This is a genomic window from Paenibacillus litoralis (genome assembly GCF_046244365.1).
In the GTDB taxonomy this organism is placed as follows: Bacteria; Bacillota; Bacilli; order Paenibacillales; family NBRC-103111; genus Paenibacillus_V.
In genome coordinates, this window is sequence record NZ_CP176395.1 from 4440220 (window position 1) to 4455748 (window position 15529).

Consider the following 15529-nt stretch of genomic DNA (forward strand, 5'->3'; position numbering starts at 1 on the left):
TGCGTAGGATGTGGGCTAGTCCTCCCTCCGAATTAAGAGGCTTGTCGGGAATGGGATCATGTTCTTGTCATTTTCGGGAATGGGATAAAGCTCTTGTCATCACGATTTGACAAGAACTTTATCCCATTAAATCAAAAAGCCGCATTATATGCGACTTTCAATGAGATGATGTTCTTGTCAACCGACACCTGGGGAAATCTCTTTCTGAGTTTGGACAAGAACATATATCCATATAGAAAAAAACCGCGCAGCGCGCGGATCTTAATGAATGTATGTTCTTGTCTTCCGACACCCGATCCAATTCTGGATCGGCTACTGGTAAATATATGCCGGATGCAGGGGCGTCTTCCTGTATCGGATGCGTTTCGGAAGCCGGGCTTTGCCTAACTTGAAATTTATTCCCGTTGGGATCGTCAAAAACGAACTGAAGCCCACCGTCTTCTTCGTCCGCCAACGATTCCACATTGACACCGTTCCTCACCAACTTTTCGTACAACTCTTCGATCTGGTTGGTCTCGAAGCGGAGCACAAACATTTCATGACCGGTTAGCGCCCTTCCCGTTGTATGAAAATTGGATGTACGGCCCGGCTCAGTTGGATTCAGCATAAACATCGCACGGTTGCCCGGCAAAATGACATCCCCCCGAGTCGCTGGCAGATTGAATTGTTTTGCATACCATTCGCAGGTTGCTCCTACGTCCGCGGCAGGCAAATAAACGCAGTCGACGTATTCCGGGCCGGTGTATGCCTTAAATTCACCAACGGAATTCAATTGAGTATCATCCATACTTTAATCCCTTCCTTTTCCGAGAGTTAATTTTCAATCGATATGTAGGTGGGCCCATATTTCGCGTCAGCCTCCGGCAAGTTTAAAAGGGCACCTGGGAGGGTGCCCTTTCTGTATTTCTAGGCGCTTCTATTGACTTAAGTCAATGCAAGGGAAGCATTTTCCCAGATACAATTATGGTGTTCGAACCAGTAAGATCTTACTGAATTCTCTTCTTAATGCGGCTTAGCGACTCTGGAGTAATGCCGAGATAACTGGCAAGTTGATGTTGGGGTACCCGGTCGAAAAGAGAGGGGCGTTTCATTAGAAGTGTCTTGACGCGTTCTTCAGGCGAAGAAGCGATAAATGCAGCGAATTCCTCTTGAACCTGACTAAAGTTCTCTTCCATCATCCTGCGAGTCATGGATTCCAATTGAGGATATTTGTTGTACATATCCCTTTCCTTATCCAGATCGCCAACGACCATTACTGAATCATCTGCGCACACGAAAGTGTAATCGGAAGAGTTGTCTGGTTTGTGATGATTGAAAATTGCAATGGCTTGCTCTTCGGTGTAAAAATTAGACGTGACCTCTCTGCCATCCTCATCGATCGAGTATTGTCTTACGCAGCCTTTCAAGATGAAATAGCATGCGGCCGGGGTATCTCCTTGTTGAAAGAGAACGTCTCCTTTTGCAAATTTTTCTACACGGATTTCGTCCACTACGGATTGCTGATCTTCCTTGTTAAGAGAAGTCCATCTCGACATGTATTTGTTTAGAATGTCCTCCATTATCTCTTACCCTCATCTCTTTGTCTGTCGTTACTTTCCCTATCCATTTTCTAACACGGGGGGACCTCTTGTAAATGCCTTTGCAGTGAAATTACCGTTAGGAGGGATTAAGCCATGAGAGCCATGGTTCAAATTTCGTATGGTCCACCGGAAGTGATTGTTATGCAAGAAATCGCGAAACCGTCGCCTGGAAACAGGGAGCTTCTCATACGTATCCAAGCTGCCAAAGTAGGGCCGTCGGATTGCGCTTTTCGCAAGGGCAATCCGTTTATGATTAAACTGTTATACGGGCTGTCCAGGCCAAAATTTGCAATAGGAGGAACCGAATTAGCTGGAGTAATCGTAGAGGTCGGCAAGGAAGTACAGCATTTCAAGCCAGGGGATCGCGTCTTGGGTATGAGCGTCAAAAACTTCGGTGCTTTCGCCGAATATAAGTGTCTTTCCGAAGAGAGCCCACTTGCGGTTATACCGGACAATATTACCTTTGAAGAAGCCGTCGGTGTCTGTGACGGAGGCGCCACCGCATTGACGTTTCTACGAGATAAGGCACATTTGCGAGAAGGACAGAAAGTGCTAATTTATGGCGCCTCAGGGGCCGTTGGCATCTACGCTGTGCAATTGGCCAAATACTATGGCGCTGAAGTAACCGGTATTTGCTCTGGTGCCAACGAAAGTCTGGTAAGAAAAGCAGGTGCAGACTTCGTTATTGATTATACCCAGGAAGATTTCATGAAAGCAGACAAAGCTTATGATGTCATTTTTGATGCTGTAGGAAAATGCTCCTTCTCGGCATGCAATCGTGTGCTTAGGGCCAAGGGAATGTATCTGACTACCGCACCCAGATTGTCTACCCTGATGCAAATGATGTGGACATCTATGTTTAAAGGCAAAAGGGCTGTTTTTGCAACAGCCGGACTTATGCAAAACAAGGCGAATCTGAGATTTCTCATGGAACTCGCCAACAATGGAACACTGAAAGCTGTGATCGATCGTCGATATCCTTTGGAGCATCTGCCAGATGCCCACCAATATGTAGAGACCGAACGTAAAAAAGGTAACGTGATCATTCAGTTCTAAAGTCAGCCGTTACCCTTTCGTTCAATAACTTGCCCTACTTATGATACGGTTCAGCTTAACGGGTCTATCGGCGAAAAATCCGCCGCGGCGCCTTACCGCCAGCACTCTTGGCTTATTATCGGAACCGCCGCGGACAGATGGTCTACCGGATTGCACTAATCACCATTCATAAAAATTATCCTCGATCAGCATCTCGAATGAATCCGCTAATAACTTGATTTCCCCGGTATCATGATAACATATACAAACTTTTCCTTCCTGATCGATGAAGATCGGATCGCCGGACCCGTCCATCGAGATGACATAACCGGTTCTTAAAACCTCCGCGAAGGGAGACTCCTTGAATTGTTCACGGAACTCCAGCGTCAAATCGACAATCGTCTCCTTCCCGAGACTGGAGCCGTTAGAGAATGCATGAACCGCTAGACCTGCATACGCTCCCCCAAACATCCGGATAAAGCGCACGTAGTTCTCATGAAAGCTTACATTCAGCCTCTCCTGTGCCCCGGCAATTTCCTCTTAGCTCGACGGAATGCCTACTAGCGTGCGATTATCCTCCCGCTGAAGGAAAATCTATAATCTCTCCATTAACGCCTCGTTCATGGGGAGGCACCTCCATGGTCTTATTACGTTTCGCACCCTTTTGACAATAGCCATTGCTTCATAGCGGAAAATGCCTGCTTGCCGTCCTCTTCATAGATGACGGCCACCTCTTGCTTGTTGGCATAATTGAACCTTACATAGCCGCCCATTTGCCGGTAGAACAGTTTACAAACATATTCGTTCTCTACCGCCAGATCAGGCGGGAAAGCTTCTCGGCACATCTCGGCCAGCTTCGGCAGCGAGAGCCGAAGATCCGGCCCCGGCGGCAATCGTAGAAAGAGGTGGCTCCGAGTCTCCGACCACGGTTCATAATAATACGCTCCTTCTTGGCCGTTTCCGTACACCTGACGATAGATTTCGTCCAGCACCCTAGCGTACGTTCCTTCGTCTTCCTTCTCCTCCACCTGCAAGGAGAGCGCCGTCAAGTGCTCAGCATGCCTAGGCAGCCATAGTAGTTGAGCCGTCTGCGGATGCACCGCTAGGAAATCGCCGTCCACCGAGGTACCTATCGCGACGCACTGGCCGATTTGCTGTTGCGTAATCGGGCTATCCTCGTCATGCTCCCATAAATCGTACTCGGCAAAAGGCTTAAGCACCTCCGTGTCCGGCAAATAGACATTCATCCACCCTCTGTAAGTACCTGCGCCGAATCGCCGTAAAAACCGGAGGTAACCCGGCGGAAAAGCAGTGGCTTCTTCCTTCGCCGGCGCTTGGTTTCGGCCATCAGACAGCGGCTTTGGCTGAGATACAACATACATGAATACTCCTCCTAGGTAACTTATTGGAAGCTGCTCCATTTTTGATAACCCAGCTTTAATAAGGTTTCTTGTATTTCTTGGTCCTCTTTACGTTTGGAAGTTGCAAACTCCATCTCAGATAAAGAACCGGGAAGTTGTTGATGGATAAAGGAATCATAATCGATTGCCGTTTTGAAAATGCGGAGCTTGCGCACCGAAGGCAATCGCTCCATTCCCGTCAGGCGGGTCAAACCTTTGCAATTTGAAATGGATAGCTCCTCCAGCGCCTTCATCTCCCGGTCAAAGCCGATTTCATGCAGTTGGATTTGATCCTCGATCACAAGCCTCGTTAGCGCTCGGAAGTTCGTAATTGGGGTCAAATCATGAAAACCGCGGACTCGAGAGATCTCTAGATCGTCGATTTCATTCTCTTCGATTTCCCGAATATGTTCCCGTCCTCCAAGCAAAAGGCGAAGGTGCTTCAGCTTCTTCAGTCGGTTAATAAAATGTAACGGCGATTTGCTAATCAAATGCAGCGCGAGATAATTCAAGCCCTCTAGATCGCCTATCGCCTCCAGGTTTTTCACCTTGCCCCCGATATGCAATTGTTCCAAATGAGAGAACTCTTTCAAATATTGCAGGTGGAGGATCTTTTTATCCGAGATGATCGATAACTCTCTTAGAGATCGCAGCGAATCTATTCCCAAAATGTCCGAATTCTCCTTGTACGCGATTCTTTAACGAAAAACAAGCTTAAAACTAATAGGATTAACGACAACCAGGAAAAAATCGTATACGCCGTTTTAATAAACGGATATTTTTCTATCCATGATTGGCAAGTTCGATAAATGGCCTCAAGGATATCACGGAATCCGGTTCGAATGGACCAGATCGTATTATTACCACACCTCCTTTGAAAGACGACCTCGTGCGTGCGGGACATTTCCCTTGACGAAACCGATCGATCGGAGTAGAGTAACACCCGCAACATGCGCCTAACCTGTTTCTCGCGGAATACTAGTATTATAGACATCCTTGTAAAATGTGGCAAAAGGCGCTGGTCTCAAATCTTGAAGGATTATGTCGATAAACCCGGGACACCAACTCATCGTCCTTACTGGAAACAAAAAGGATCCCTCTTCTATTTATAGAAAGGGATCGAAAAAGGATTATCGTATAGATTGTCAAAATTAATTAATCATCGATCGCTTCCCATAAACATCCGAAATCAGTCGTTAGCCTTGCAATTCGCCCCGCCTTGTCATACCCGATGTAAGTCGGATAAAGACCGTCGCCGTAACCGCTGGAGAATACCGCCATATTCAAGCCGTCTCCCAAATCCTTCAGCTGAAAAGCACCATCGACGAACGGCTTCAAATGTTCATCGAAATTGTTACCCGGATAGACAGCGAACTTTCCGCAGGCAAAATGGGCGTCTCTGCCCGCCTCTCCAGATCCGCCGCCAGGCCAATGCTTGACCATGGCGTTTACACTGTCGTAGCCCCAACCTTCCGCTATTTCTTGCTCGCCTTCGGATGTTTGGAATGGTATCGGAGCCGTGCCGCGGGTCCGAGCTGTTGTTGGAGGGAATGCCAAAACTTGCTTTTTCACAGTAGGCCTGCAATAAATTGTTCCAACGGGCAGCCGTTTCCGGATTTTCTACTGTCGTAAGCAGCACATGCCAAAGATGGTCATCCCTCAAAAAGGCGATTTGCTCATCGGTCAAGTCCCAAAGTTTGGCGCCACTCTCCTCGTAAGCTTTTCCGCCGTAATGACCGGCAAACCAGCCTCTCCCAGCGGGAATCGCTTGGTGGTTACTATACAGCATCAGTCCCGCAATTTCCTCGATCGAGAGCCGAGAAGCAAGATCTTTTGCCCGTTCCTCAGCCGGCAACATCCAGTCTTCATAGGGCTTTAAGACGCCATCTTTACTTAAGTTTCTAAAAGAAAAGCCGTCTTGCTTCATGATTTTTACTCCGGAAGCAACGGAATAACCGAGGGTTGGCCCTCCATCGTTATGGACATACGCAATAGACAGCTCTTCAGCTGCTGACGTTTTCTTTGTGTTGGACATGGTACTTTTCCTCCAAATTCAACTGGTATCATCAATGGTCTATAACGTCACTTCAAAGACGCCTTCCACCGGATCGCTATCCTTATAGCCGGGACGTACTGAAATTGCCCGAATCCGCATCCTGCCATTAGTAACGCGAATAGGACCTGTATAAAGCTTCCAACTAGGATCTTCATCTAGAGAGTAAGCAATAGAAACTCCTTGGGTCGATGAATGGAGCATGACCATTGTCGGCTCAAAGAAAGTGCCTTCACTGGTTGCATCCAGTCCTGGAAGTTCATTATTGATAGGGACAAAAAATATCGCGACTATTTATTATCGATTTTCCGACTTTCAATTTTCTTTGTCATAGATGACGTCCAACGTATGCTTCTGAATTCAAACCCTATTATCAGTCAGCCACGGCTGCGGCTTACGTTTTATATTCATGCGGCAATCGGAATACTTTCTTGTCACTTGTCGGGAATCGGAGCATATTCTTGTCAATTGAATTTGACAAGAATATGCTCCGATAAAATAAAAAAGCCGCGAAATTCGCGGGAGTTAATCAGACTAGATTTTTGTCATTTTACAGTTGATCTTGTCGGATGACAAGAACTTGATCTCATTCCCGCTGCGTGCAGTAACTCAGCGGAATAAAAAAGCCTCTGCGTGCACACGCAGAGGCTTTTTTCCGTCTGTTAACTAATTAATACCTAATTAATACCCAATGCGAATAGCTCCAGTTTAACAGGAAAGCTATAACCCATTAACTCTAACAAAAGCTTACCATCCTCATCTAGTTCATTTACCAGCGTCTCAACATTCATTCGACCATTTTTAAGGTGATACTCAAAACCCTTCGTTATGAGAAACTTACCCAACTCTTTATTACGCCATCGCGGAATTACGAATAATCTTTCAACTGCACCAGTTTGCCAACACATAACGCTACCAACAAGTTCATCGCCTTCAAATGCAGAAATGGTATGTAACTCTGGTCCACCCATCATCCATTCCAACATATTTACACTTCTGTATACAACTCCTTGATAAAATTGATTTTCTAATTCGGTATATTTGATTCTTTCCTCTTTGGATTCCATCGGGTGGTATTTGACATCAACTCCAACAGGCGTTCTGACTTCAGATATGGGTTTTTCAAGTGAACGCTGTGCTTTATAATATGTTTGATAAGGGATAAAGCCCTTCTCTTTGCAAAAATCCCCGTCACCATAAAAGTCTCTCCACGCAACCAACTTTGTTTTCTTGTTTGGATTACGGAGCTTTTGACAGGTATTTATGAATGTAGGGTAAAGAGCCATTCTCACTTCATTCATACGATATGAAGCTAATTCATTAGTGGGCATTTCGATTTCGAATACATCATGATCATCAGCAATTCCATGTCGTAAGTATCCCACACAAATTAAATTACCGTCCTCATTGAATACGCAGCTCATCTTCTGATGCTCATAGTCTTTGTTGTATTTAAAAAGCACCCATGCCTTATGGCTTAACTTCATTACACTATCCTCTAGCTCTGAATTATACGGACGAACTTCCAGTGACATCCAAATACTCTCCTCTTTAAAGCATATATTTAGTATCCTTTTTTTCAATTACATGTAATATCTTATATACAGAATCAATACTAATCAATTTCCAGTCTATACTTTATTTTCCTAATAATATTTTTTTACTTCTAATGGTTTATTTTCTTTTGACACTCTCTCTATTTGTTGTAGTCCTGCTCCCCCTCAAAGGAAGAGTGTGAAACGATATTCTGCAGTAGACCGACTGCTTTTTCTGAAAACGCGGTTGATCCAAACAAAGCTGCCGTTTGCTCTAAGTGGGATATGATGGCTTGTATCATTTGAATATCGGATGCTGTCAGTATGAGCGTAGGCAGCACATAAGTTTTATCCTCGTATTGGTACCCCCGCCTTTTAGGATTATATACCAGTGGAGCACAAAGAGTATTCGTCAAATACTCGATATCCCTGCAGGCCTGTCGGACGGATATTTCAAAATGCTCCGACAAATGACCGCTATTAGGGTACTTTCCGAACCGCACTTGTTCATCAAACCATAGGATTCGATGCATATTGCCCATTCTGTTCACCACACATTCCATTCTTCTAAGGGGTATCGTCGTACTCTCTCGCGATTCTTCTTAGGCGCTCCTCTACATTGATCCGACTTTCACGGAAAATCCATTCTTGGAATACATCATTGTTCCAAAAGCGCCATAGTTTCAGGCTGGACACATCAAACGCGCCCTGCCTTGCATCCTCTAACGATTTGAGGAAAGGGCTATATAAAGGATCAGACTGCTGCCCGCTTATTTCAGCCACAGTACGCGAAGCCGCCAGATTATGTTTAGCCCATTCTCTTCCCGATTCTGTATGTGGAGAAGCAAGCTCCTGAAGAAATGCCCAGGCTAACTGGACATCTTGGCACTGCGCGGAAATGCAGTATCCATACACTTGAACAATGTTGCGCAGCGGCCCTTCTCCCATACGAGGAGGCATAACAACGCCAAACTGTTCCCGTTGCTCTTGCCCCATTGGTTTGATCGTCCAGTTCGCATCATAATACATGGCCATCTTATGATGTCTGAAGCAGGAGATCCATGTTTCCTTACCTACATCCTCATATGGCGTCACTTCGAGGGGGTGATACATCTCCAGATACCTTTGAATCGTTTCCACGGTTTCGGGGGAATCTAGATAGCCAGTTGCTCTCATTCCATCCTCAGATAAAAACGCGCCTCCGTTGCTCCACACAAGAGGTTCCACCGGAAGAAGCCTCGGGACCAAATAAGCCCCGTAGCGGATCACATCGCCGTCAACATCATAGCTGTTCAACATCCGGGCCTTATTCACAAACTCGTCCCAGGTCCAATTCTCCTTTGGATAAGTAACTCCCGCGTGGTCAAATAGAGTTTTGTTGTAGAAAACCCCTGTCACTTCCGCCATTACCGGAATGGCTCCAACTCGGCCTTGATCCTTAACTGCCTGAAGCACCGCCGGATAGAAGTCCAACAAGTCGAATGATCCATCTTCCAACAGAGGGGTGAGTTCATGAATGATCTTCCGATCGAGAAGGCTTCCGATGTTGCTGCCGTCCCACTCGATCAGATCAGGGGCATTGCCATCTTGGACACGCTGCTCCAGGATCTCTCTAGGCAGAGTTTCGATCTCAATAACCGTCCCACTGTGCTTCTCCTCGAACCGTTTCTTGGCCAATTCAAGCACCTTCTGTTTTTTATCGTCGCTCGCCGTGACCGATAATCTCATTTACATGCACTCCTTTTGTCTTACTGCCATAATCATACAATAACTGGTATGACATAAGGTGTCATGGTGAGTAAATTCTTTTTGGAAAGGAGTTATCTCAGCAGAAAATGAAACCAAGGATTTTGGTTTTCCAATATTTTTTCTGGCTCAACATTTAATAAATACGAGGCACTCCAAAGTCTGACTTCTAAAAATTGAACTAGATATTGGTTATTCAGTTCAGTTACAACGTCATAGGTGGATCCGTCGGGAATGAGATCAAGTTCTTGTCAAAATCGGGAATGGGATCAAGTTCTTGTCATTGGGTTTTGACAAGAACTTGATCCCATAAAATACAAAAGCCGCGATTTACGCGGCTATTAATGGGGCGATGTTCTTGTCACCCGACATGACAAGAACATAACAACATCGCGCTGGAAGGAGCTGATACCCTCTCAAGTCATTTAAATTGAAAGGCTGATTCAATCTAGCGGTTGTGTGTTTATGTTGTAAGTGTATCACTTTCTCAAAATCGTCATTTGTCGAATTTAAATACTCTGAAACATCAATTACATACTCTCCTGCAAAATGCCGTTCTTTTGGCCGCCTCCCATACCAACGGTAACAAAAAGGGGACGTGAAATGGCTCGATAACCATCAAAGGTAACATTTTCGGGAAAAACTTGATACAAAAGCTGCAAAGGTAACAAAAACAGGGCCGATTAGGGCTCATCTGCAATCAATGGTCGCTCGTTGTTAAATCCCCATCAGGTGTGGCTTGGAAGCAGTGCCATGATGTTCCTTAAATTGTTCCCGATTTTGTTACCTTTGAAAGATCCACTCTGATTTCCTCCTGTTTTTGTTACCTATGTTGTGCGATGATCCATTACCTTCCCGAAGATGTTACCTTTAGCACGCCCCTTTATTCCCCTTTTTGTTACCTTTGTGTAAAAAGAAAATAAAGTATTAGACTGGATGTTAGGATTCGAATAATAAGTATTAGACTGACTCCAATATAAAACCAGCGGGGGTCTTGGACTGGAAAATAAAGTCCTAGACTCACGCTGGTTTATTTAACAAACGTACCCGTTAGCTCAATGAACGGGTTTTTACAGCCTGCATTTACTTACCTCATTCAATACAAATTCAATTTTTTCAATAATCTCTTTATTATTTCTCGACTCGAAGACATAAATGGGATTTTCCCAGTCTGACTGCTCCTTGTTCGTCGAGTTATTTAGTACAAGCTTATATTTACCTTGGGGATTGAATCCAGGATACCAACCTAGATCCAGCGTTCGTTTATCTTCATACTCAAACTGCAGGAGGTCCTCTTTGAACTCCCACAAATGCTCATGATTCTCGTCGATAAAAGAGTCAGAATTCGCCTCAGTAAATTCATTAAAACTTACTCTCCAACCACTTGGAACTCGGAGCGGCACAAGTTTAAGTGTCATGTAGAGCCTCCTTGCCGTCGAACAATTTCAATAAATTCTCGTTCCCGTTAGCGTAGCGACCAATGCGTATTTGCTAACGTTGATCCTGTAACCTATTATCTTCATATCCCTTAATCAAATCCTCAATTAATATCCCGTTGATCTTTAGCCCGGAGATATTGCAATTCGTAATTTCGATGTCCGACAAGTCACAGTTTGTCATTACACTTCGGTTGAAGTCGCAACGGTCGAAACGTACCGGTTCCATCCTAGCGTTTGGGTTATAGGCAGGATGTTCAATAGGTGCCATTTTAGGACCGATGTTGTGGATGAATGCTCCACCAAGATTCGCCCCATCAATCTCTAATCCGCCTAAATTAGCATCGATAATCTTGGTTCCCGCAAGCGTTACTTCTTGAAAATAGAGAGGCTCTCCCTTAACGGTTACAAATCGTGAGCCGGAAAGGTCGGCGCAGTTTACCAATATCTTCTTTTGTCGATCTAAACAATCATTGATTTCCATTATGTCCGGTATTGAAGTGCCTTCATCGGTTAGTGTTCCTGTAATCGAGAGCGATTTCACACTAACAGTTGAACCCATTGCAGAGCCAATCCCAAATTGCCCTGCCACCTTACTGAAATCTCCTGATACACGGTAACGTTCTATCCCATCAACACTAACGGACACATAGTCGACTTCAATGTTCCATACTAGGTCTATCCATGTATTTTTCGGCACTTTTCCCGCATCTGCAATACTTTTTGCCTTACCTGTTCCGGGGTCGCACCAACGCAATTCTTCCTCATTGCGCTCCCAATTAAAAATGAGTTGCCCCCCATCATAGAGCAATCGGATGTTCGTAGAATCGGTCATCACTTCTGCTCGAATGACGACGGGGCTTTTATATTTTTGAGTAGTAACCGCATAACCTTTATCATAGGAACACCATATTTTGATTTCTTCATCTGTTTTTTCTATGCTGCAATTTTCCGCGGTAAGTTCATGGAGGTTTATTTTTGACAATACAACCACCTCTTTCCATTGATAGTACTAATTTTAATCAACATGTAATCCGCTGTAAATATTCACTTATGTCGGGCTTTCTGAGCATAACTGCCCGTTAGCTTAACGCCCACGCCAGTCTAATACTTTATTTTCTCAGTCTACAACTATATTTTTTTCAGTCTATAACTTTATTTTCTTCGGACATTAAGAGGGGATGGTCGTATGAGAAAAGAAGGGTTCTGGTCAGAGATGTTCCTGTCTACCCATCAGCATTATTTCGTAGATGGAAAATTGCTATGCGTAGCGTACGGTAAAAAAGACAACGCGGCCCTTCCCTTTCCATCCGACAAGCCGAAAAGCGAAAAATGCTGCACTCAATTGAAGTCGTAATAATGACAAAAAATTAAAAGGGTCTGTTTTCACTCCCGGTGAAAATGGACCCTTTCTAAATTCGTCCCCACCTCTCCCCTCACCTACAATGAAATTATCGAATACGACCACCTCAGCTCCGAACTCATCAAATGGGACATATTCGCCACTAAGGCGCATACGTTTCCGCTTTGCCCAACTGCTAAGTTAAGGGCTAGTTCAATAGCCCGTCCTAGATCAGAGCATATAGCTATCTAGGCTGACAGACTGTTACCATCTGCCACAGGTTGACGCATGATGTTGATTGCACCGACACGATCTCGATGCGCTGTATCGCCCGTTAACTAGCCAAGAATCCCACCCTTTTAAGGGTGTGGAGGTTCAAACCGGAGGAACGTCGGCAGTTGAACAAGAAGGTTATCCAAATGATTATGACCAAGAAGCCTATTATGGAAATCGGGAAAATCGAGGAGTCACGCAAGAAGCAAGATTAGCAAAAAAGTAGGCGCCCTGCTTGGGCGCCCATTTTATGCCTCCGGTTCTGCTGGAGGTTGCTCCTCCTCCAATCCCGCTCCGCTCGATCGGTTGCGTGCATGAAGCTCCTCGTACAATCCCACCAATTTCCCGGACAGCTCTCGCCGTAACTTTTCAATGTCCTCCTGGTATTCCGTCCGCAACTTGATGATTTCTCGCTCTCGTTCGATGTCCTTCTTTTCACTGAGCCACTCCAGCTCACGAGCATGTCTTTCAGTAAGGGATGCCATTTCCCGCTCCAGATCTGCGTATTTACGCTGAAGCGACTCATAATCAGACCTGATCTTCTCTCCTGCTTCGGCTGACTCTAGCTGCTTCTTCACAATCACCCGTAAATCAGTCTCATCCACTTCATGCTGCTCGATTAACCGACGCTTCTCCTCGGCTTCAATGTCTATCATTTGCATAAACGTTTCTGAGATGCCTTGGAGATGGCTTTCGAGATATTCAAGGAGTTTTCCGTAGCTAGGGTTACGTTCCTTCAGGAGATGTAACTTGTAAATGTGGATGACTTTTTAAACCATTCGTCCTCATTCTTTGTCTCAGTCGGCAGCCTTGTTACGGATGTGCGAGAGATCATAAATGTAAGCATCGTATGAGAATGGGGTTTATGCTGATTCGAGCAGCATAGGAGAAATAAACATAAAAACACCTCTACGTCGATTATAACGCTTGGCTACGACGAAGAGGTGGTAATTTGAGGTGGATTTTAGAATAACTTATTTTTCACGCTCTCTTGATCTGTTTCGTAAACCAGCAAGCCCGAACAAGCCAAGAAGCCCTAACCATCCCCAGTTGTTGCGATTGTCATTTGTTGCATAAGCTCTCGTGGTATTTCCGTAATTTGTACCATAGGCATTTGTATTCCCTGTTGTATTGTTCATACCCGTTGCAGTTGATGTTCCTTCCGCAAAAGCCGGTAATGAAAGGAACAGAATTAAAACGATGCTCATCATTACTGAAGATAGCTTTTTCATGTCATTTTTCCTCCATTTTTTATTTGTATTAGACTTCAACCAGCTCAGGTCTTTGAACATGGAGAGGCGGCGGTACTAACCAGCCTTTTTCCTTGCATAATTTAAGAATTTTCAAACCTAAAGCAGCCTTCGTTAAATGATATTTACCGAATAGTGCTCCAACATCTTCTCTTATGCACTTGCCCATGATTTGACTACATGCAACTAAACTTGCTGCAGTGTCTGCTCCGATAAGGGATGCAATTTCTTGGTCACTTATTCGAGCACCGACAGGAATATCAGTAAGTTTGGCTTCAGGTCTTACAGGGAGATCAGGGGTAGTCGCTATTCCGTTACTAACTATAATGGAATCACATTCCATAACTTCTAATTCTGCTTGGTTAATTAAATCATCCAAAATCTTCTTTAGTTCTTTATCGCCTGCATGGAAACTATAGGCTCTATACACGGACACACAACCTTTTGCTTTCATCGAGAAAGCCCACACATCAAAAACTTCTCCATAGTGTAGAGGCTCGTCTTTTGAATTGCCACTTAAAATACCCATCGATAACAACACCTCGTTAGTTAGTAGTCTGAGCGTTATGCAACCCCGCACCGCGTGCTGGGGAGTCGCTGCGCGGTGCGTAATTGTTATCGTCAGTCGTAGGTTATATTGCCCATAACTTTTTATGATATACATAAGGAATCCGTGACCATCTCGGCAGTATGCCGGTAGGTTTCAACCCGTTCCTTTCGGGCCCAAGGCGCAATGTGCTCGTCAAGCGGATTTACGAGCGCCTCGGTACGATTGGGTTGCACACGAGGTCAAAGCCTTAAACACGTACCGTGGTCGCCGATGCCCGTACGAACCGAAAGGCCCACAGACCTTAATATTTCGTATTGCCAATTGATAATCTTCTGCCATGCGCTAGATCGATTGCAGACGTATAAGATGTTTTTCCGCTTAGCAGTGATACCCTCCATGTTCCAGACTCGAAACTGCTCGAAGAGCGCTTCGCCTTCGTCATCGACAAATATCAAATACCAGGAAATTAATCGGTAAAGCTGAAGAAAGCTTTACAACCTTGTCAGTCTCCTCGCCGAAAAATGCTCCATCACGAGTGCAAAGTGCAATCGTTATTATGCCGAGAGTATAGGCGCCGTCAGGCTTCATGGAGCTTCAAAATATGACGATCGAAGGGATAGATGCGCATGAAACAAGCTATTTACTGAAAGATAATGCGTATAATATCGTCTCAGCTCATGATTTTCCTATTCTAAGAAATACTCCTGGAAACTTAGCATCTTATTCCGGATTTAAGAGCAAGATGGATCGCCGCATTCAGCGTTTTTTTGATAAGACTGCAACAAGTAAATGCATTTTGTTTGTTCGAACGGGAAGAATTGATAACGATATACTAGAGCTGCATTCGATTCTATCATCGATGGTGCGACATGATTTCAAGCTGCTGCTTATTGAATATACAGGCGTGACTGGCATCGTTGAACATTCTTGTAGTCTAGATAACGTAACGCTGCTGGAAATGCAAGGATATGATATCTGGCGTCACAATGACCACCTATGGCGAATAGTTTTGGAAGGTGTTTATTTAGCTCGATACTTGCCATAAGTAACAGTGACTAAGCCTAACCTACTTTTCATAATTTTTCACCTGACCATTTTTTGCTTAGTCTGGTCACAATTAGGGAAAATATGTATCCTTGATCGATAATCGATTACTGCCCGTTACTAATGAAAATGAATATGCACATATGTAATGGGTAACCGCATCTGATAATAAATATGCTCAACGATTTTACGAAAAAATGGGTGGCTCGTTAGGAAACTGGTTGAACTATTCAATATAATTGTAACTCACAACCGACCTCTGTCTTTGAGGTCATTTTTTATGCT

16 protein-coding genes and 1 pseudogene are annotated in these 15529 nt (G+C 44.6%); 2 read left to right on the plus strand and 15 right to left on the minus strand.

Features of this window, described 5'->3' with window-relative positions; all coding sequences use genetic code 11:
* Nucleotides 1–157: 157 nt before the first annotated feature.
* Together ACKGJP_RS18470 and ACKGJP_RS18475 are read right to left on the minus strand one after the other, a co-directional pair.
* Entirely contained in the window at nt 158–787 is a 630-nt protein-coding gene (locus ACKGJP_RS18470) for a VOC family protein (protein ID WP_409340299.1), read from the minus strand.
* 199 nt (nt 788–986) lie between these two features.
* Nucleotides 987–1559, minus strand: a complete 573-nt coding sequence (locus tag ACKGJP_RS18475) for a Crp/Fnr family transcriptional regulator (protein ID WP_409340300.1) — start codon at nt 1557–1559, stop codon at nt 987–989.
* A gap of 114 nt (nt 1560–1673) precedes the next feature.
* On the opposite strand from ACKGJP_RS18475, the gene ACKGJP_RS18480 reads away from it, so the two are divergent.
* On the plus strand, nt 1674–2636 hold the full coding sequence (locus tag ACKGJP_RS18480; RefSeq protein WP_409340301.1) for an NAD(P)-dependent alcohol dehydrogenase: 963 nt from the start codon (nt 1674–1676) through the stop codon (nt 2634–2636).
* Between the two features lie 159 nt (nt 2637–2795).
* Here ACKGJP_RS18480 and ACKGJP_RS18485 read toward each other — a convergent pair whose 3' ends face one another.
* From ACKGJP_RS18485 to ACKGJP_RS18545, 13 genes and pseudogenes are all read right to left on the minus strand, one after another.
* Nucleotides 2796–3149 carry an SMI1/KNR4 family protein gene (locus ACKGJP_RS18485; RefSeq protein WP_409347191.1) on the minus strand — a complete coding sequence of 118 codons (354 nt, stop codon included), beginning with the start codon at nt 3147–3149 and terminating at the stop codon, nt 2796–2798.
* A 113-nt stretch (nt 3150–3262) separates the two neighbouring features.
* Nucleotides 3263–3997: a hypothetical protein gene (locus tag ACKGJP_RS18490; protein ID WP_409340302.1), complete on the minus strand. Its 735-nt coding sequence runs from the start codon at nt 3995–3997 to the stop codon at nt 3263–3265.
* Between the two features lie 20 nt (nt 3998–4017).
* On the minus strand, nt 4018–4590 hold the full coding sequence (locus ACKGJP_RS18495) for a hypothetical protein (protein ID WP_409340303.1): 573 nt from the start codon (nt 4588–4590) through the stop codon (nt 4018–4020).
* Between the two features lie 580 nt (nt 4591–5170).
* Nucleotides 5171–5296: a DUF4241 domain-containing protein gene (locus tag ACKGJP_RS18500; RefSeq protein WP_409347192.1), complete on the minus strand. Its 126-nt coding sequence runs from the start codon at nt 5294–5296 to the stop codon at nt 5171–5173.
* Between the two features lie 24 nt (nt 5297–5320).
* Nucleotides 5321–6050 (minus strand): annotated as a pseudogene (locus tag ACKGJP_RS18505) (hypothetical protein); the annotation flags it as partial.
* A 39-nt stretch (nt 6051–6089) separates the two neighbouring features.
* Nucleotides 6090–6362, minus strand: coding sequence for a chitobiase/beta-hexosaminidase C-terminal domain-containing protein (locus tag ACKGJP_RS18510; RefSeq protein ID WP_409347193.1), 273 nt, complete (start codon nt 6360–6362; stop codon nt 6090–6092).
* A 383-nt stretch (nt 6363–6745) separates the two neighbouring features.
* The gene (locus tag ACKGJP_RS18515) at nt 6746–7603 is read right to left on the minus strand and encodes a GNAT family N-acetyltransferase (RefSeq protein WP_409340304.1); all 858 of its coding nucleotides are present in this window, start codon (nt 7601–7603) and stop codon (nt 6746–6748) included.
* A 567-nt stretch (nt 7604–8170) separates the two neighbouring features.
* Nucleotides 8171–9331, minus strand: coding sequence for an ABC transporter substrate-binding protein (locus tag ACKGJP_RS18520; protein ID WP_409340305.1), 1161 nt, complete (start codon nt 9329–9331; stop codon nt 8171–8173).
* A 1088-nt stretch (nt 9332–10419) separates the two neighbouring features.
* The gene (locus tag ACKGJP_RS18525) at nt 10420–10767 is read right to left on the minus strand and encodes a hypothetical protein (RefSeq protein ID WP_409340306.1); all 348 of its coding nucleotides are present in this window, start codon (nt 10765–10767) and stop codon (nt 10420–10422) included.
* Nucleotides 10768–10840: 73 nt separating this feature from the next.
* A complete protein-coding gene (locus ACKGJP_RS18530; protein WP_409340307.1) occupies nt 10841–11770 on the minus strand; it encodes a pentapeptide repeat-containing protein in 930 nt (309 codons plus the stop codon).
* A gap of 878 nt (nt 11771–12648) precedes the next feature.
* Nucleotides 12649–13056: a hypothetical protein gene (locus ACKGJP_RS18535; protein ID WP_409340308.1), complete on the minus strand. Its 408-nt coding sequence runs from the start codon at nt 13054–13056 to the stop codon at nt 12649–12651.
* 318 nt (nt 13057–13374) lie between these two features.
* Complete coding sequence (locus ACKGJP_RS18540) at nt 13375–13632, minus strand: WGxxGxxG family protein (RefSeq protein WP_409340309.1); 258 nt, start codon at nt 13630–13632, stop codon at nt 13375–13377.
* A gap of 28 nt (nt 13633–13660) precedes the next feature.
* A complete protein-coding gene (locus ACKGJP_RS18545; RefSeq protein ID WP_409340310.1) occupies nt 13661–14179 on the minus strand; it encodes a DUF3231 family protein in 519 nt (172 codons plus the stop codon).
* A gap of 622 nt (nt 14180–14801) precedes the next feature.
* Between ACKGJP_RS18545 and ACKGJP_RS18550 the strand changes: the two genes are divergently transcribed.
* Complete coding sequence (locus ACKGJP_RS18550) at nt 14802–15245, plus strand: DUF1796 family putative cysteine peptidase (RefSeq protein ID WP_409340311.1); 444 nt, start codon at nt 14802–14804, stop codon at nt 15243–15245.
* Nucleotides 15246–15529 lie beyond the last annotated feature (284 nt).